This is a genomic window from Sphingobium sp., from assembly GCF_041987595.1.
Lineage (GTDB): Bacteria > Pseudomonadota > Alphaproteobacteria > Sphingomonadales > Sphingomonadaceae > Sphingobium.
Map to the genome: position 1 here is coordinate 1 of NZ_JBHIWJ010000025.1, position 19,219 is coordinate 19,219.

Annotated in this window: 13 protein-coding genes; 8 read left to right on the forward strand and 5 right to left on the reverse strand. The window is 61.8% G+C overall.

Annotated features, from left to right (window positions below; genetic code table 11):
- Together ACFC3J_RS08845 and ACFC3J_RS08850 are read right to left on the reverse strand one after the other, a co-directional pair.
- Positions 1–915, reverse strand: a 915-nt coding sequence (locus tag ACFC3J_RS08845) for a carboxylesterase/lipase family protein (RefSeq protein WP_375195812.1), incomplete at its 3' end; no start/stop codon positions are given.
- Positions 916–1,086: 171 nt separating this feature from the next.
- Complete coding sequence (locus ACFC3J_RS08850) at positions 1,087–4,062, reverse strand: TonB-dependent receptor domain-containing protein (protein WP_375195813.1); 2,976 nt, start codon at positions 4,060–4,062, stop codon at positions 1,087–1,089.
- A 258-nt stretch (positions 4,063–4,320) separates the two neighbouring features.
- Here ACFC3J_RS08850 and ACFC3J_RS08855 point away from each other — a divergent pair, with 258 nt between their 5' ends.
- From ACFC3J_RS08855 to ACFC3J_RS08880, 6 genes are all read left to right on the forward strand, one after another.
- Positions 4,321–6,531, forward strand: a complete 2,211-nt coding sequence (locus tag ACFC3J_RS08855) for a TonB-dependent receptor (RefSeq protein WP_375195814.1) — start codon at positions 4,321–4,323, stop codon at positions 6,529–6,531.
- A complete protein-coding gene (locus ACFC3J_RS08860; RefSeq protein WP_375195815.1) occupies positions 6,528–7,613 on the forward strand; it encodes a PepSY-associated TM helix domain-containing protein in 1,086 nt (361 codons plus the stop codon). The genes ACFC3J_RS08855 and ACFC3J_RS08860 overlap by 4 nt, the downstream gene beginning before the upstream one ends.
- A gap of 536 nt (positions 7,614–8,149) precedes the next feature.
- Positions 8,150–8,725, forward strand: coding sequence for a TetR/AcrR family transcriptional regulator (locus ACFC3J_RS08865; RefSeq protein ID WP_375195816.1), 576 nt, complete (start codon positions 8,150–8,152; stop codon positions 8,723–8,725).
- 64 nt (positions 8,726–8,789) lie between these two features.
- Entirely contained in the window at positions 8,790–9,749 is a 960-nt protein-coding gene (locus tag ACFC3J_RS08870; protein WP_375195817.1) for a quinone oxidoreductase, read from the forward strand.
- A gap of 263 nt (positions 9,750–10,012) precedes the next feature.
- Positions 10,013–10,738, forward strand: coding sequence for an SDR family NAD(P)-dependent oxidoreductase (locus ACFC3J_RS08875; protein WP_375195818.1), 726 nt, complete (start codon positions 10,013–10,015; stop codon positions 10,736–10,738).
- A 204-nt stretch (positions 10,739–10,942) separates the two neighbouring features.
- Positions 10,943–11,113, forward strand: a complete 171-nt coding sequence (locus tag ACFC3J_RS08880) for a hypothetical protein (RefSeq protein WP_375195843.1) — start codon at positions 10,943–10,945, stop codon at positions 11,111–11,113.
- A gap of 31 nt (positions 11,114–11,144) precedes the next feature.
- On the opposite strand, the gene ACFC3J_RS08885 is transcribed toward ACFC3J_RS08880, so the two are convergent.
- Genes ACFC3J_RS08885 through ACFC3J_RS08895 form a run of 3 tightly spaced genes read right to left on the reverse strand, consistent with a single transcriptional unit; the run spans position 11,145 to position 16,925 of the window.
- A complete protein-coding gene (locus tag ACFC3J_RS08885; protein ID WP_375195819.1) occupies positions 11,145–12,974 on the reverse strand; it encodes a response regulator in 1,830 nt (609 codons plus the stop codon).
- Positions 12,964–13,839: a CheR family methyltransferase gene (locus ACFC3J_RS08890; protein WP_375195820.1), complete on the reverse strand. Its 876-nt coding sequence runs from the start codon at positions 13,837–13,839 to the stop codon at positions 12,964–12,966. The genes ACFC3J_RS08885 and ACFC3J_RS08890 overlap by 11 nt, the downstream gene beginning before the upstream one ends.
- Entirely contained in the window at positions 13,824–16,925 is a 3,102-nt protein-coding gene (locus ACFC3J_RS08895; protein WP_375195821.1) for a response regulator, read from the reverse strand. Before ACFC3J_RS08895 ends, ACFC3J_RS08890 begins: the two co-directional genes overlap by 16 nt.
- A gap of 226 nt (positions 16,926–17,151) precedes the next feature.
- Between ACFC3J_RS08895 and ACFC3J_RS08900 the strand changes: the two genes are divergently transcribed.
- Together ACFC3J_RS08900 and ACFC3J_RS08905 are read left to right on the forward strand one after the other, a co-directional pair.
- Complete coding sequence (locus tag ACFC3J_RS08900; protein ID WP_375195822.1) at positions 17,152–17,736, forward strand: TetR/AcrR family transcriptional regulator; 585 nt, start codon at positions 17,152–17,154, stop codon at positions 17,734–17,736.
- 301 nt (positions 17,737–18,037) lie between these two features.
- Entirely contained in the window at positions 18,038–19,216 is a 1,179-nt protein-coding gene (locus tag ACFC3J_RS08905; protein WP_375195823.1) for an acetyl-CoA C-acyltransferase family protein, read from the forward strand.
- Positions 19,217–19,219 lie beyond the last annotated feature (3 nt).

Consider the following 19,219-nt stretch of genomic DNA (forward strand, 5'->3'; position numbering starts at 1 on the left):
AGTGAAGCCCAGCAGTAGCGGCACGTCGTTCTGCGCGGATCGTGCGAAAACCTGCTTGACGCTCTGGGGGAAGAAATAGCCGTCCTGAACCGGACCGATCTTGGGACCATCGGTGATACGCGGCACCACGATCCGGTCTGCGGGCAAGGCGCGCAGCTCCGCGATCGACTTGGCGCGCAGATAGGTTTGAAGCTTGACGCCCTCCTTCTCCGCGTCCGGCAACGGCGCCATCGCGCTCGGGCCATCAAGGACCGCGCCGCTCATGCCGACGGCACGGTGGAACAGCCCGCGCGCCAAGGGAGAAGCCTGCAACGCACCCACCGACATGGAGCCGGCGGACTGGCCTGCGATCGTCACATTGTCCGGATCGCCGCCGAACCGGGCGATATTGCGCCGGACCCATTGCAGCGCCGCGATCTGGTCGAGAAAAGCGTAGTTACCCGATGACTTGTGCCCAGATTCCGCCGATAGTTCGGGGTGCGCGAGGAAACCCAGCGCGCCCAGGCGATAGTTGAAATTGACGAAGACCGCGCCTTCGCGGCTGACCGCTTCACCCCCATAGAGCGCCATGCTGGACGATCCGACATAGAAGCCGCCGCCATGGATGTAGACGATGACCGGCGCCTTCTTGCGTGCGGCCGCCGTCCAGACGTTGAGATAGAGGCAATCTTCGCTGGTGACTTCCGCGCCTGAATATTGGTTGGTCATTAACCCGCGCTGCGGCTGCATGCATTGCGGGGCATAATGGTCCGCATGATAGGTGCCGTTCCAGCGCGCGGCCGGTTGCGGGTCGCGCCAGCGCAGGTCACGCACCGGCGGCGCGGCGTAGGGAATGCCGAGATAAGCCTGTCCGCCCGACGACAGGGCTATCCCTTCGATCGTGCCCTGATCGAGGGTGACGTGCGGGTTCTGCATGACGGTCGGCGCGGCGCTGGCGGATGCAGCCAAACTGATGCCGATGGCTATCAAAGAGGTGAGAATGCGGATGATTTCCTCCTATCGACATTGACCCTGCAGAGCGCCGGACCCGACGGGTGCGACGCCCGGCTTCAGCGCCTGAAATGCTCCGACGCCGGGCGCGAACGTCTAGAATTTGAACCGCACGCCGCCCTTGTAGGTCCGGCCCATCAGATCATAGTAAGCGCTGCCGTTGGCGGGTAATGGCGGGTCTTTGTCGAACACATTGTCGATATTGAAATAGACCGTAAACTGCTCGTTCGCGCCGAAGCTGTACCGCGTCCCAAGGTCGAGATAGGCGACCGCAGGAATATTATTGTTGCTGATGCTGGTGGTCAGCGCCGGATTATATTCCGGTTCGTCCGGCCCGAACAACCCGTTATTCTGGCTCGAAGGCGACACATAGCGGACATTGGCGTTCAGGCCGAGCCGGCCCAGTTCATAATCCAGCGTCAGGTTGAACAGCCATTTCGGCAATCCCGCCGGGCCACCGAATTGCGCGCCGGTCTGACCGGCGCGGTCGATACCGTTGGGGAACAATGTCGACACGTCGATGGATGACTTGAACGACATGACGTGCGTGGCGAGCAGGTTGGTCGTCAGCATACCCGCCAGACCGATATCGTCCAGGTTCTGGCTATAGGTCGCCTGGAAATCCAGACCGCGCGTCTTGAATTGCGCGACGTTGGCCGTGATGCCGCGCACGCCGGTCAACTGGCCCGCGACAGGGTCGTTATTGGCGAAACTGATCAGCGAGCACCAGCTGTTGCCCGAATAGACGCCGCCGATGAAGCAGTTGTTGACGACACCCTGTGTGCCGGTGGAGGTGATCGCGTCCTTGATCTCGATATTATAATAATCGACCGACAGACGCAACGCCCGGAGGAAGGATGGCTGCAAGGTCACACCGACCGTCTGGGTGATCGATTTTTCCGGCTTCAAGTCGGCATTGCCGCCGACGATGAATCCCGCACTGTTGGTCGGCGGCGCGATGCCGGGGCGCGGATCGGCGGGCAGGGGCAGCGACTGGGTCTGCGGCGTGAACAGGTCAATCAGGTTGGGCGCCCGGATGTCGCGCGACCGCGTGGTGCGGAACATCAGCCCATCGATCACTTCCCAGGTCAGGCCGGCCTTCCAGGTGGTGACGCTGCCCGATGTGCTGTAGTCAGTCAGGCGTGCGGCACCATTAAACTCGATCTTGCGCGCGAAGGACAGATCCTGCGCCAGTGGAACGATGGTTTCGACATAGACTTCTTTGACGTTCTGGCTGACTTGCGGAAGAGTCAGCCCGGTGCCCGACAGCCAGCTGTTGGATCGCGACAAAGCGTCGGTGGTCAGTTCCACCGATTCCCGCCGATATTCCGCGCCGATGCCGACCGACACCGGCCCGGCCCAGGTGGAGAAAGGCTCCCCCTGGATGTTCGCGGCAAGATCATGCAACCTCGTCCGCCCTCTGCCCGTTGCGGTACCCATGATATAGGACCTGGCGGCGTCCGAAACATTGGGTGTGCCAAGAATGTTGATGGGCACGCACCCTGCGGCGCGCGCCGCAGCGTTGCGGCAAACGATCTGGCCGTTCACCGAAACGGCATCGAGCGCGTTGCGGAAATTGACGTTGTTGAAATTGTTGCTGATGCGGACATCGGACGTATTCTGACCGAAAAGATAGGATGCGTCCCATTTCCACGATCCGCCCAGGTCGCCCTTGACGCCGCTCTGGACCCGGATCACCTCATTTTCGATGCGGCGGACGTTGGGTCCGAAAGCCTGCCCCGAATAACCGATTGCCAGACCTGTCGTCGGCACCTGCGCCAGTTGATCCGCGGTCAGCGCCTGCGCGAGATAGGGGTTGTCCCTTGCGATGTTGAGCGCAGGGCCGGCGCCTGCACCGTCGCGACGCACCAGGATGATGCCCCTCGTGGTGACGTTGGAATAAAGCGGTTCGACATAGACGGTCAGGCTGTCATTGACGTCGAACGACACGCGGCCCATCGCGCTGTAGCGCGTCTGTTCGGGCCGAAGCTGCTGAGTGTTGAGGTGGTTGATGCCGGCGGCGGCATTCGCCGCGAGCGCCTGAGGCGTAAAGAAGTCGAGGCTGGCCGTCATATTGCTGAGGCCCCGGTTGAAGGTTGCCGTGGTGACCCCGCCATTCGCCGTCGGCACGAACGCCAGCCCGCGAAGCGCGCCGGCGGTCTGGATCACGCCACCGCTGCTCGCTGCACCATAATAGTTGCCGTTCGGGCCCAGGACCGTGTTGGGCGTGCCTGCAGGCCGGTTGGCGATGACCGCGCTGTTCCATGCCTGGCGGCCCCATCCCCGCGCCGTGTTGTAAGCGCTCGTTCCGCCATCATCATTATATTCGAAGCCCGCGACGATATGGCCGCGTCCGTCAGCGAAGCTGGTGCCGCCGGCCAGGGTGGCGAACTTGCTCTTCGCGTCCTTATAGCGGGTCTGGCTATACTGGACGGACCCTTTGATGCCTTCGAACTTGTCGTCGATCTGGAAGTTGATGACGCCTGCCACCGCATCGGACCCGTAAGCGGCCGACGCGCCCCCGGTCACGACGTCGGAATTGCGGATCAAGACTGTCGGAATGACGTTCAGGTCGGTCGATCCCGCCGTGGTGGTGACGCCCGGCACGATTGTCTGCGGCAAGCGCCCCCGGTCCAGCAGCACAAGCGTCCGGGTTGGTCCCAATCCGCGTAGATCCGCCAGGAACGCACCAGTATTCCCAAGGCCCCCGGCGTTGGGCGAAACCGCCGCGCGGAAGGCGGGAACCCGGTTGATCGCATCGCCGACATTGGTGATGGCACGCGATTCCAGGAATTCCTGACCGATGACGGTCGTGGGCGTGGGGGCCGTATAGCCGCTGCGCGACAGGCGCGACGCAGTGACGACGATGTCCTGTTGTGCGGCATCGTCGCTGCCTTCCATGCTGCTTTGCGGGGCAGGCGCCACCGTTCCGCTTTCGGCGGTCTGTTGAGCCGACGCCGTGCCGGCCATGAAAAGGAGCGAGGCTCCGCCCAGCAGCGCGGCGCGCAGCGGTGCGGCGCGGATGTCTTCAGAATGACTATGCGATTGGGCGACATCGTTACGATAGCGCATTTGGTATCCCCTCTAGACGACCGCTTCTGCAGACGGATTTGGTTTGTCCAATTTTCTAAGGCGGTCAGGCTAATTGATATAGTGATTTTTATCACTGCCAACCGATCAATGTAATTTGTGAATGGGCCGTATCGGTCTCCGGGGAAGACGCTCGTCGGTGCCCGCAATTGTCAGACAATATTCCGCGCATCAATTGCAACTGACTTGCATTAGTATATTTCATTCGCTAGCGAGCGTCGGCAAACAGGGGATCCGTTCATGCATTTCGTCTTTCCGACGCTGCTTTCCACGACAGCACTTTTCCTTGCTGCCACAGCCCACGCGCAACCCGCTCCAGATGACGCGGCGGCCGAAGGGCCGATCATCGTCACCGCCGCGCGCAGCACCCTCCCCGCCAACGCGTTGCCGTTGACGATCGACGTGGTCGACAAGGAAACGCTTGACCAGCAGATCGCCATTTCCGGCTCGGTCACCGATGCAATCGCGACGTTGACCCCTTCCTTTTCGCCCACCCGACAGAAGCTGTCGGGCGCGGGCGAGACGCTGCGCGGCCGCTCGCCGCTCTACGCAATCAACGGCATTCCTCAGTCGACCCCGCTCCGCGACGGCGCCCGCGACGGCTTCACCATTGACGGCTTCTTCGTCGACCGGGTCGAGTTGATCTACGGCTCCAACGCGTTGCAAGGCATCGGCGGCACCGGCGGCATCGTCAACCAGGTCACTGTCGGCGCCCCTAAGGAAGAAGGGTTCAGCGGCCGCGCGCTGCTCCAGGGCACGGCCGATAACAGTTTCCACTCCGATGGCCTTGGCTGGAAGAGCGGCGCGCTATTGCAATATAAGGCGGGCGATTTCGACGCGACGATCGGTGCCACCTACGAAAAGCGCGGCGTGTTCTACGACGGGCAGGACCGTCGTGTCGGCCTTAACCTGACACAGGGCGAAACCCAGGATTCGCGCACGACCAATTTCTTTGCGCGCCTTGGCTATGCCGTCTCCGGCACCGGCCGGCTCGACCTGATCGCCAGCCGTTTCGAACTGAAGGGTGAAGGCGACTTCATCGCCGTCGCGGGCAACCGCAACACCGGCCTGCCCACAAGTGCGGTCCATGGCAATCCTCCCGGTGACCCTGCTGCCAGCCGCACCGAAAGCGTGGCCCTGTCCTACACCGACAGCAACCTTTGGGGCGGCAATTTCATCAGCCAGATTTTCTTCAATCGGTCGCGCGACACCTTCGGCGGCGAGGTAGCGCCAATCGCGACCTTCCAGGACCCGGCAATCGCGACCGTGAACACGCTGTTCGACCAGTCGCAGAACCGCTCGCGCAAGGTCGGTGCCAAGGTCAGCTATGAGCGGGCGATGCCCGGCTTTGAGGCACTCACCGCCACGCTCGGCTTCGACGCAATGCTGGATAAGACCGAACAGCGGCTAATCGCCACCAATCGCGTCTGGGTGCCGCCGGCGGAGTTCCGCAGCCTCGCCCCTTTCGCACAAGCCAATCTCAAGCTGTTCGGCGGCCTTGTTCGGGTCGCTGGCGGGGCGCGCTGGGAAAATGTCCAGATCAAGATCGACGATTATCATACGTTAGCATCGACGACTTTTGTCGCATGCTCGGCCACCCTGCCGGTCAGCACGCCATGCGGCGTTTCGACCTATGGCGGCGTCGCCGTCGCGGGCGGCAAACCCAGATTCAACGATCTGCTGCTGAATGGCGGCATCATCGTCGAGCCTTGGAAAGGAATCCGCGCCTATGCCAGCTATGCCGAGGGCTATACCGCGCCCGACGTCGGCCGAATCGCCCGGTCGGTCAACCTGTCGGGCGTCGACATCGACACCTATCTCGCCATCGAACCCATCATCTCGAACAACCGCGAGATTGGCGTGGAAGTGAAGCGTGGACCGATCGACGCCTCGGCCACCTATTTCTGGTCGTCGAGCAACAAGGGCCAACTACTCGTGCCGGGCCTGGGGCGCAATTTCGACGTCCAACGCCAGCGCCTCGAGATTGAAGGCGTTGAAGTCAATCTGCGCACTGAAACGCCGATCGACGGACTGAAGCTGGCCATCGGCTATGCGCATCTCAACGGGCGTTACGACAATAATGCGGACGGAAAGGTCGACACCGATCTCGATGGCGTGAACATCTCGCCCGATCGCGTCAACCTGTCGGCCGCCTATAATCGCGGACCGGTTTCTGCGATCGTGCAAACACAATTTTTCCTCTCGCGGACCTTCCACGCCGAATCCGGCGTGACGCAGCCTGACCAGCGCAACAATTTCGGCGGCTACAATGTCACCGACGCCAGCATCCGTTACCAGACCGGCTTCGGCGGGATGAGGATAAGCGTGCAGAACCTGTTCGACAAATTCTACATCGACTATAGCAGCGACACGCGCCTGCCGAACGACCCTCTCGCCTATTTCGCGGGACGCGGCCGGACCTTCACGCTGAGCTGGGATTATAGTTTTTGAAGACGCTCGACCTCCTGCACCGCTGGATCGGCGGGCTGATCGGCCTCATCCTTGCGGTGCTGGGTTTTTCGGGCGCCTTGCTGGTGCATAAGGATATTTGGGTGCTGCTGCCCCACGCATCCGACGCTCAGCTGCAGGACACAGCCGCGGTTGCGGCGACCGTTGAAAGGATCATGGCCGATCCCGCTACGCGGCCCGATATGATCACGTTCGCTGGTCCGGATTTTGGTCTCAACCGTCTGAAGTTTCCAGACGGAAGCGGAGCCTATACCGATCAGGCGGGCAATCTGGTTACGCGCTGGAGCAGCCAGTGGGAGCGGCCGGAACTCTGGCTGTTCGACCTGCACCATCATCTGTTCGCGGGCGACACGGGTGAAACCGCGAACGGTATCGCCGCGATTGCGGGGCTGTTCTTGACCATCTCCGGCATCATCTTATGGGCGCGCACGCGCAAGACTTTCGAGTTCCGGCTGATCCCCAGACGGATCAGCCGGCCGGCGGTCCTGCGCCATCATCGCGATCTGGGCGTGGTTGCCGCGCCGTTCCTGATCCTGGCGCTGTTGACGGGCGGCATCTTGGTATTCCGGCCCATGGCCGCGCTGATCCTTGGACCGACCGCCCCAGCGCAAATCGACGCCAGCCTGAAGACGCCTGCCTATCCTTCCGTGCGGCTCGCGCAAAAGCACGACTGGCGCGCCATTGTCGAGAAGGCGCGGACGCGTTTTCGCGATGCCGAAATACGCAGCCTGTCGCTACCGCGGCAAGGCAGCGGGCTTATCACTGTGCGGATGAAAAGGCCGGACGAGTGGCTGCCGAACGGGCGCACGACCCTGTGGTTTGCGGCGGACGATGGGCGCTTGGTCAAGGCCCGCGATGCGGCGCACCTGCCTGAAGCCGTGAAGATCTACAATATGTTCTACCCTCTGCATGCCGCGAAGGTAGGAGGCCTGGGCTACCGGCTGGTAATGACTTTCACCGGCCTGGCATTGGGCCTGCTGGGGAGCTTGACCGCCTGGTCCTTCTGGTTCGCCAGGAAACGCATCCGCCGCCCGGCGCCTCGATTGGTCCAGGCGCAACGGTGAGAAGGGATGCAGGCACCGCGACGTCTTTCGCAATTTCCTTTCCGGCAAGCCGTCTGCCCTTATTTTGGGAAAATGCAGTTGCGTTCGCGATCACGACCACCGGCGGTCACAGTATCAACCAGCGACTCTGGCGAAATGCGGCGCAGCAAGAATGCTTGTCAATCCAAGTGCCACGCTCGATTTCTCTTGCGCGATGAGCCTTCACGAAAGGCAGGTCTAAGAACGGCACTTTGTCCAGTCAGTGACAGGGTTGGCACGGCGCAATGGATTGCGCCGTCGACCTGGAGCCTTTTTCAAGCAGGTGGAATCATCTGCTAGCTCGGGAAAGGCCGAAAACAAGGGCCTGGAGGAGCCGAACCGATGCAATCGGGTCGGAAGCCGCTCTAGTCCTTGCGCCTGCTGCGACCACCGACAAGCCTTAGCCGCAGCGGAGTTGAAGGCATGATGTCTGCGATCGACCAGATCGCACCGTTCAGAGAAAGCGGATCGATCAAAACATCAAAAAGTTTCTTGAACGATCATTCCATAACGTTTATATGATCGGCATGGCCCGACCTAAAGAATTTGATGCTGATCTCGCGCTTGAGGCTGCGGTCACCGTGTTCCGGGACCATGGGTTCGAAGGGACTTCGGCGCAGATGCTGGTCGATGCGATGGGCATCGGCCGTCAAAGTCTTTACGACACTTTCGGTGACAAGTGGCAGCTCTATCAAGCTGCAGTCCGGCGATACGCTCTCTCCGAAGTCAACGCCCATCGCGATGCGATGCAGAGCGGGGCACGGGCGATCGACGGCATCCGGTCGATGGTCGCGCGTGTGGTTGCGGAAGCGACGACGCCGTGTCTGGGGATCGGGTCGATCGCAGAATTTGGGTGCACACGCCCCGACCTCTCCGAAATCCGGGCCAAGGCAGATCGCGCATTGCGTGAGGGCGTTATCTCGCAAGTCAAGGCTGCACAGGCGGAGGGGGATGTCGGCTCCGATATAGATCCCGACACGGTCGCGACCTTCATGGTTGCCAGCTTTGCCGGCATCCGTATTGCCGCGAGGGGAGGAGCCGATCGGGCGCAACTCGATGCCCTGGGTGAGATGACGTTGCGAGCACTGCGCTGACCAGAGCCGTTTTTTTTGAGTAATTATGGAACGATCATTCAAGATGGAGGCGATAATGCAAGCAATGGCGATACACCGGAACGGGCGGCCCGAGGTGATCGAGGCAATCGAAGCACCCGCGCGATCCCCCGGCGAGGGCGAAGTGCTCGTCGAGGTCGCCGCAGCCGGGGTCAATTTCATGGACACCGGGGTACGCCGCGGGCAGTCCTGGACTGAGATGGCCTTTCCCAGGACATTGGGGGTCGAGGGAGCCGGCCGGGTCCTGGCGGTGGGAGAGAGCGTAGCCGACTTTCGCCCCGGAGACCGCGTGGCTTGGGTCTATGTGCCCGGCAGTTATGCCCAGCGCGTCGTCGCACCCGCGGATGCCCTGGTCCATCTTCCCGATGGGATCGAAGACCGCACAGCCGCCGCCGTCATGATGCAGGGTTTGACCGCGAGCCATTTCGCGACCGACTTCCATCATACTCAGGCGGGCGAGACCGCCTTGGTGCATGCCGCCGCCGGTGGTCTTGGGTTGCTGCTGACCCAGATCATCAAGCTGAAGGGAGGAACCGTCATCGGGCGGGTGTCGAGCGCGGACAAGATCGATGTCGCCCGCCGTGCCGGCGCGGATCATGTCGTCGTGGCAAAGGACGGCGACTTTTCCGACCAGGTGTTGGAACTCACCGGTGGCGAGGGTGTCGATGTTGTCTATGACGGGTCGGGTCCTGCGACCTTCGCCGGCTCGCTTGCCTCGCTCCGCCGGTCGGGGACCTTCTGCTGGTTCGGCCCGGTACTCGGACCGCCTGATCCGATCGAGATCATGTCACTGCCGCGCAGCATTAAGCTTGGTTATGCGGTTTTCTTCGACCATATTCCGACGCCGGCCTTACTCCGGGAGCGCAGTGCCCGCCTGTTCGACTGGATCGTCAGCGGCAAGATCAACGTTGAGATCGGCGCCACCTATCCTTTGTCCGATGCCGCCCAGGCGCATCGCGACATAGAGGGTCGCCGTACCGTCGGCAAGCTGCTGCTGATCCCCTGACATCAACCTACATAGCGGACCCGTTCCGCGCTCGATGATTTCATCCTCCACCGCAGCAGCCTGCTCAACCGTGTCTTCGCGACCGAGCGCGGCCGCTTCGTCGGAGGACGCCCCGTCGACCAGTCCGCGCATCGCAGTGCCTGCCTGCCGCGCGTGGCTTCGCAATCGCAGCCGGGTGTTCATCAACTGCGCCCCATGAATCTTGCCACCTGGGCAGCCCATTGCCCAATTCTGGAACAAACGATCAAGAAAGGACGATCGCCATGACCCAAATCAAGCATGCCATCATATTCGGCGGCTCGCGTGGAATCGGAGCCGCCATTGTTGCTCGGCTTGCCCGCGAAGGGCACAGGGTGAGCTTCACCTTCATCTCGAGCGAAGAAAAGGCCGCGGCCCTTGCCGACAAAATCGAGAGGCGGGGAGGGAGCGCCTTTCCGATCAATGCCGATAGCTCGGATGTTGCGCAGATCCGCCGCGCGGTCGAACAGGCGGTCGAGCGGCATGGTCCGATCGATATACTGGTGGTTAATGCCGGACTGTTCCGGATGGCGACGATCGATGCCGTCACCGTCGATGACCTCGATCAGATGCTTGCCGTCAATGTGCGTGGAGTCTTCCTCGCGATCCAGGCTGGAGCAGCGCAGCTCAGAGATGGCGGACGCGTCGTCACCATTGGCAGCAATGTCGCAATCCGCACCGGCATGGCTGGTGCCAGCGTCTATCAGTTCACCAAGGCGGCGGTCGCAGCGATGGTGAAAGGCCTCGCGCTCGATCTGGCGCCGCGGGGCATTACGGTGAACAACATCCAACCCGGACCTACCGACACCGATATTAATGCAGGGGCACTCGACGCCCTGGCAGGCATGAGTCCTCTCAAACGGGTAGCTAGTCCCGATGAGATTGCAGCGTTGGTCGCCTATATCACTGGCGCCGAGGCGGGCTACATGACGGGGAGCAGCGTTACAATCGATGGCGGCTTCACCCTCTAGCGGCGCTTCGTGCGCCTTCCAGCCCCAAAGCGGCCGGTCTCATCGGAGACCAGCTATCTCTCAGGTTGCGAAAGCCTGATTTGAAAGCGCGGCGTTCCCGACCGTCCTGTTGGACGGAGCCAATATCCTCAGCTAGACGGCCCTGATGCGGGGGCGGCCATAGGCCTTGCCGAAACGCTGTGGCTGAAGGGTAGGGAAGGCCGAATTTTCGACGCAGTCGTTACAGAAACCGACGAGCGCGCCGCCAAGGTTCAGATTTGCGATCAGCCCGTGCTTACCCGCCTGACCCGTCAGGGACTGACGCCAGGAAATCTCGTCAGGATTCGGTTGACCGGCATGGATGGGGAGCGCCCCACGCTTTCCTTTGATATCTGACGCAAAAGCCCGATCCGCCGGCATCAACCCTTCAACATGAAAGGACTTCGCGCGTCCCTTTAGTCCGGACAAAAAGTGCTGATACGCCGTCCAGCAAGCCATTCCGATCGAATGGCTTGCCGATCACCGCATGATTATCAAATCCAACCGGCAGATTTTCCCGGCCATATCCCGTCACGAAGGCGAAGGGCGTTTCCTCCGCAGCCAGCGCCGCCGCTATGCCATCGACCGACTCCCCTTGCAGATTGCCGTCCAGCAGAGCGGCATCGAACCCGCCCATGGCAATCATCGTCAGGGCTTCGTCTGTCGAGGCAGCCGTGGCCAGCACGGTGGCTCCCTCGTCTTCCAGCAATCCGGCGATCTCCATGGCGATCAGCGGTTCGTCCTCTATGATCAGAAAAATCTTGCCCGCGATGCCTGCTTGCCTGCTGCCCGTTTCGCCGCCGGACAGGTCGCGCTCGCATTCGGTGGGTGAGACCTTTCCGATCCGGGGGCTGGCGGGCAGGGTCAGCGTCCAGCGCACGCCTTCCGGCACATAGTCGGCCATGGCGCTGCCGCCCTCTGCGCGCAGGCTGCGTTCGATCAGTGCCGTTCCAAAGCCTTTGCGTGCCGGGGGATTTGCCGTTGGACCGCCCGTCTCGACCCAGCGCAGCGTCAGTTGCCCGTCCTCAATGGCCCAGGCCAGCGACACCCTGCCATCCGGAACGGACAGCGCGCCATATTTATGAGCGTTGGTGACGAGCTCGTGCAGGATCAGCGCCAGATGCAAAGCCAGTTCCGGCGCGAGTTCCAGTTCCGGCCCATCAATGTCGAGCTGGGTCAAATCGACAGCGCCGATGTCGATCTGGCCATTGATCAGCTCGCGCAGGGCTGCGCCCTGCCATGTCGAGCTGCTTAGCAGCGAATGGGCGCGGGCCAACGCATGGATGCGTCCAGTGAAGGTGGGCGCAAAATCTGATGGGCCGGAGGAGTGACGGAGCGTTTGCACCGCGATCGCCTGCACCGAAGCAAGCGTATTCTTGACGCGATGGTTCAGCTCTCCGATCAGCAGCCGCTGGGTTTCCTCCGCCCGCTTGCGTTCGGTCACGTCCAGAATCTGGATGTTGACGGAGACCAGCCGCCCCCGGCCATCGAGCAGGGCCGAACAATAGCATTCGCAGTTCAGCGTCACGCCTTCCGCCGTGCGCATCCGCAGCGGCTGCATATCCCGCAGACGCTCGCCCGCAATCATCTGGTCGATCAGCGTGCCGAATGTCCTGGCATCATCGGGGTCGAGCCAGTCCAGTTCCAGCGCCCGGAACCCTGCTACTTCCGGCGCTCGCCATCCGAACAGTCGTTCCGCCCCGTGGGACCAGAGGATGATATGCTGGCCTGCATCCAGTTCGACGATGGCGAGCGGCGAATTGTCGCCATGCGCCTGGAGGCGGGCAAGCGCGGCGGCGTGCCGGTCGCGTTCAAGCGCCAATTCCTGCCGCTGGCGGAACAGCTCCACGAAAATTTCCACCTTGTGGCGGAGTATGTGGGGATCGACGGGCTTGAACAGATAGTCGATCGCTCCGCTTTCATAGCCGCGGAAGCGGCGCTGCTCGTCCGTGCCCACGGCAGTCAGGAAAACGATCGGCACCCGCCGGGTCCGTTCCGTGCCGCGCATCAGTTCGGCCAGTTCAAATCCATCCATGCCGGGCATCTGCACGTCCAGCAGGGCCAGCGCGATGTCATGGACCAACAGCAGTTCAAGGGCCTGCACGCCGGATCGCGCCTTGATGATCTCGACCCTTTCGGTCTTAAGCAGGGCTTCCAGAGCCGTCAGATTTTCCTCGACATCATCGACAGCCAGGATGCGGGCCGGTTCAAGCTGCATGGTCGACCACCTTCATGTCGCGCAGGTTGCGGCGGTAGATTTTCTCATGCTCGTCAAAATCGTCGAACCCCTCCGAATGGCGGGAGAATCGCAGCGTTTCCTTCGATCCCAAACCCAGAAAACCGCCCCGGACAAGCGAGTCACCAAAAAGGCCCAGCGCCCGATCCTGAAGGGCGCGGTCGAAATAGATGAGCACATTGCGGCTGGAAACGAGCTGCGCTTCGGCAAACACCTGATCGCTGGCCAGATTATGTTCGGCAAATACCGCGCGGCGGCGAAGGCTCTTGTCGAACACCGCTGCGCCATAGGCGGCAGTATAATAATCGGAAAGCGAGGTCTTGCCGCCCGCCAGGCGATGATTTTCCGTAAATTGCCGGATGCGGTCGAGGTCGTAGATGCCTGCCTCCGCCTTTTTGAGCGCGGCGGGGCTGATGTCGGTGCAGTAGAAGATGGTCCGGTCCTCCAGCCCCTCTTCCCGGAACAGGATGGCCAGCGAATAAAATTCCTCGCCATTGGCGCAGCCCGCGATCCAGACCTTCAGTGAGGGATAGGTGCGCAGATGCGGGACCACCTGTTCTCGCAGCGCCCGGAAATAGGCCGGATCACGAAACATCTCGCTCACCTGGATGGTGAGGAAGCCCATGAGGTCGGCAAAGACCGCTGGATCGCGCAGCAGCAGATGCTGCAGCTGCGACAGGCTGGCGCAGCCGTGCCGCTGCTGGGCACGGGACAGGCGGCGTTGCAGCGAGCCGCGCGAATAGCCGCGAAAGTCATAATGATGATGCCGGAAAATCGCTTCCAGCAGCAGGTCGAGTTCCAGTTCCTCATGGGGAGCGAACATCTCCTCGCTCATCGCGGCATCCATACGCGGGCGAGGCTCAGCAGCTTGTCGACGTCGAGCGGCTTGGCAAGATAATCGTTGGCGCCCGCGTCGAGGCAATCCTGCTGGTCGCGCGCCATCGCCTTGGCGGTCAGGGTGATGATGGGCAACTGCTTGCCCCACGGCTTCAACCGTATCTCCCGCGTGGCGGTAAGCCCGTCCATTTCCGGCATCATAACGTCCATCAGCACCAGATCGACCGGCGCGGCGAGGCCACGCGCCGCTTCGTCCAGTGCATGAAGCGCTTCCCTGCCGTTGCGCGCGATGCGGACATTGGTGCCGTGCGGCTCGAAGATGCTCGTCAGCGCGTAGACATTGCGAATGTCATCCTCGACCACCAGGATGTTGCGTCCGTCGAGGGTCGCGTCGCGGCCGAGCGACTTGGCGATCAGCGCCTGTTGCGGTTCGGGAAGGTCCGAAACGACCTGATGCAGGAACAAGGTCACTTCATCGAGCAGTCGCTCGGGTGACTTGGCGCCTTTGACGATGATCGACTTGGAATAGCGCCGCAGGCGCATTTCCTCATCCTGCGCCAGATCGCGGCCGGTATAGACGATGACCGGAGGGAAGCCGACGGCCTCGTCCGCACCAAGGCGATCGAGCAGGTCGAGGCCGGACGCATCGGGCAGGTTGATGTCCAGCACCATGCAGTCGAACGTTTCCCGCCCCAGCAGCTCGAAACATTGCGCCGCCGAATGGGCCGTGACCGTCTCCACATCGCGCGATCCAAGCAGCAGCTTCACGCTGTCGGCCTGCTGGGCGTCATCCTCCACCACCAGCACGCGGCGCATGCGTTGGGACATGCGCGCCTCCAGCCCCTCCAGCATGCCGATCAGCGCTTCCCGCTTGACGGGTTTGAACAGATAGCCGATGGCGCCGCTGGACAACGCAGCCTGACTGTCATCATCCACCGACACGACATGAACCGGGATATGGCGGGTGCGTACATCGCGCTTGATCCGGTCAAGCACGGACAGGCCGGTATGATCGGGCAGGTTCATGTCCAGAATGACGGCATTGGGCACATATTGCCGCGCCATCAGCGCACCCTCATCGGCGGTACTCGCGATCAGGCACTGAAAATTCAACTCATGCGCGATGTCGCACAGGATACGCGCAAAGACCGGATCGTCTTCCACGATCAGGATGACCCGAGCGTCGCCGGAGAGATGTTCGCGGTCGTCCTGCGCCGCGGGTGCGGTGCGCGGGCGGACCGGGGTGGCGGGCTGGGTGCGCACGGGCGCCGGACTGACCGCCGTGATCGTCGCGGCGATCAGCGCGGGATCGTGCCGTTCGGGCAGAATTAGAGTGAAAGCGCTGCCTTCACCCGGCTGGCTCGCCACTTCGACCTCTCCCCCCAGCAGGCGGGCCAGTTCGCGGGATATGGAAAGACCAAGACCGGTTCCGCCATATTTGCGGCTGATGGTCCCATCGGCCTGGCGGAAGGCTTCGAAAATCAGCTGCTGCTGGTCAGGCGCGATGCCGACGCCAGTGTCGCGCACGGTAAAGGCGATGTGCCCGTCGCCGCGATGTCCAACTTCCAGCGACACGCTGCCTCGTTCAGTGAACTTGATGGCGTTGGACAGGAAGTTCTTGAGTATCTGTTCAATGCGCTGCTGGTCGCTCTCCATTTCTCCGGGCGCGCCGGGTTGCAACTTTGTCTCAAGGACCAGTCCTTTCGCCTTGGCAGAAGGGCCGAATATGGCCGTGAGCTTGTCCAGCAACGCCCCGATCCGGATGCGTCGGGGCTGCAACTCCAGCTTGCCTGCCTCGATCTTCGATATGTCCAGAATGTCGTTGATCAGGTTCAGCAGGTCGTTGCCGGACGTTTCGATCGTTTCGGCATGGCGCACCTGTTCGGCACTGAGGTTGCCGCCGCGATTTTCGGCCAGCAGGCGGGCCATGATGAGCAGCGAGTTGAGCGGCGTGCGCAATTCATGACTCATATTGGCCAGGAATTCGGACTTATAGCGGCTCGCCTGCTCCAACTCGCCCGCCTGATTTTGGAGCGATGCTTGCGCGCGCGTCAGATCATCGCGCTGGATTTCCAGCTGGCGGGTCTGTTCCTCCAACTGCGCGTTGCTCTGCTCCAGTTCGCTCTGCTGGGCTTCCAGCCGAACGGCGGATTCCTGCAGCTGGCGGCTTTGCTGTTCCAGTTCCTCATTGTTCGCGCGCAGTTCTTCGCTCTGCGCCTGAAGCTCTTCGGCCTGTTGCTGCGTCTCTTCCAGCAACTCGCGCAGGCGGGCGCGATACTTGCCAGACCGGATTGCGACGCCAAGCTGATCCCTGGTGCGGTCAAGCAGGGCAAGCGCGTCTTCACCGTGACCTTTGGCAAGGCCGAACTCCATCACCGCATTTATCACGCCGTCTGCCTGGGTTGGTGCGATGATCAGCATGTCCGGGGCGGCAGCGCCCAATGCCGATCCGTAGGAAATATAACCATCTGGTACTGGATCCAGCACAAAGGTTCGCTGATCTGCAACGGCCTGTCCCAATAGTCCGTCGCCTGCATGGAAACGTTCGGGCAGGTCGGCATTTGCGGGCACCGCATAGGTCGCATAACGGCGAAACCCCTCGCCGTTGGCGATGTAGATGGCCCCGGCCTGCACATTCAGATATTCTGAGAGAAAGGTGAGGGCGCTCTTGGCCAGATCGTCCAGCGCCTGCTCTCCGCTGACCGCCTTGGCGAGTCCGACCTGGCCCCCTTGCAACCATTCCGCGCGGGCAATCGCCAGCCTGTTCCTGATGAAGAAGAGGCCAATGATCGCCAATATCCAGCAGAGACTGATGGCAAGCGCGCGATTGGTCATGGCGATTCCGGGATCGACACCGGCCGGTGCCAGAAAGAAACCGACCACAGTCAGCCCGGATGCGGAAGCGGCGACCAGCAGGGGCGTGTGCACGCTGCGTGTCAGATAGGAAAGGACGATGGGCAGCAGGTAGGCGACCCAGACGGCCGTTCCCAATGGGAAGACAAGGTCTGCCGCAAAGGGCACGGCAAGCAAAATCAGCAGTCCTGCATAGAGCCATAATTGAAGCGAGGAGGACTTGCCGGCGTGAATATCTTTCATAGCTTCTGGATCTGGATATGCTCGCTGGCGCCAGCATATTCCCTGATCTATTTCCCCCTTCGACACGCCGACCCCAAACGGCCGCCGCGCACGAACGAACGGATCGGGAAAGAGTTCCAAGGGCACCCTGCCATGCATTGAACCGCGCAGGATGCCGGGGAACAACAACGGTTTCGGCGAGATAAATGGGTGATCTTCCGATCGATGATATGCTACCGCGATGCTGATGAAAAATGATTTTGCATCGACCGGTTCGAGTGATGAAGGGTCGAGCCGCCGGCGTCAGATACTGGAAATTGCAGCGCAGTTATTTGCGCGCAAAGGCTATCGCGGCACCTCCATGCGCGACATTGGCGAGCAGGCGGGAGTGCTGGGCGGATCGCTGTATCACCATATACGGTCCAAGGATGCGCTGTTCGTTGAACTGCATGATGCGGCGCTGGATGCGGCGGAGGAGCGCATCGCCAATGCCGTTTACGCGCAGGATGGGCCTTGGGCGAAACTGGAGGCGGCGTGCGCGGCAATGCTGGATATTCAGCTCGCGCCGGATTCGCTGACTACTCCCATGATGAACGATTTTCGGGAGGTGCCCGATAAGGTTCGGGAGCAGTTGATTGCGCGCAGAGACAGGTTTGAAGACCTGTTTCGGACGCTTGTGGAATCGCTCCCTCTGCCGCCGCAGATCGACCGGTCGATTTACCGCAACCTGCTTCTGTCGCAGCTTAATTCCACGGCTGACTGGTATCGCCCCGGCAGGCTGACGCCCGCTGAAATAGCGGGGCAGATGGTCGCCATTTTTCGGCAACAATAAGCGCTTCGCATCTTTCCGGACGGACAAGGCCGGATAGTTGAAGCGCTGCAGGATATTTGTGTCAGTTCTCTTCGGGCAGGCTTTGAGAGATTCCGGCGGAAGCTTGTCCGTTGACTGTAACACATGTTTGGTATAGCGGCGGCGATGCGCAGAAGGGCTGAACGCCCGGCACCACCTGACGGGTTTGTCAGTATTGTCCGGCCGGGTTCGTGCCTATGACGACGATGCAGCGGTCTGGGCAGACACCCTGACCCGGCCGGTCGGAGCAAGCCGGTCTGAATAGGAATGATAGGAACAGGTCATGACGGATATTTTTCTGGTGTCGGCGGCGCGGACCGCTATCGGCAGCTTTGGCGGGTCGCTCAAGGACCAGAAACCGGGTGAACTGGCGGCCCATGTGGCAAAGGCGGCGATCGAGCGGGCAGGCGTAGATGCCGCGCTCATCGGCAATGTGGTTCTGGGCAATGTGATCCCTTGCGAACCGCGGGATGCCTATGCCGCCCGCATCGCGGCGATCGGCGCAGGCGTGCCGCAGGAGAGTCCGGCGCATACGGTGAACCGGCTTTGCGGTTCGGGCTTGCAGGCGATCATTACGGCCGCTCAGTCGATCATGCTGGGCGACTGCGATATCGCGCTCGGCGCAGGCGTGGAGATTATGAGCCGCGCGCCTTATTATCTGCCAGCTGCCCGCTGGGGCCAGAAAATGGGCGATGGGCAAATTCAGGATGGCTTGACCGGAACGCTGACCGATCCGTTCCAGGCGACCCATATGGGGGTCACTGCGGAGAATGTCGCGGCGCGTTATGGCATTTCGCGGGAAGATCAGGATGCGCTCGCCTATGAAAGCCAGAGGCGGGCGGGCCATGCAATCGCGCAGGGTTATTTCAGGGATCAGATCGTGCCGGTCGACGTCATGGTGCGGCGCAAGCCCGTGCCGTTCGACACCGACGAGTTCGTCCGCGCCGACGCGGCGGCCGAGGATTTCGGCAGGCTGAAGCCGGTTTTCCAGAAGGACGGGACGGTGACGGCGGGCAACGCGTCCGGCATCAATGACGGTGCGGCGGCTGCGGTGCTGGCAGGCGAAGGCGCCGTGAAGGCACATGGTCTCAAGCCCCTGATGCGGCTGGTTTCCTATGGACATGCCGGGGTCGACCCGGCCTATATGGGCATCGGTCCGGTTCCCGCTACACGCAGGGCGCTGGAACGGGCCGGGCTGACTGTCGCAGATCTCGATGTGATCGAGTCCAACGAGGCTTTTGCTGCACAGGCCTGTGCCGTTTCGCGGGAGCTGGGCTTCGATCCGGCCAAGGTTAACCCCAATGGCAGCGGCATCTCGCTGGGCCATCCAGTGGGCGCGACCGGCGCGATCATCACCACCAAGCTTGCTTATGAACTGCAACGCACCGGCGGGCGCTATGGTCTGGTGACGATGTGCATCGGCGGCGGTCAGGGCATTGCGGCCATCTGGGAACGGGTGTGACAT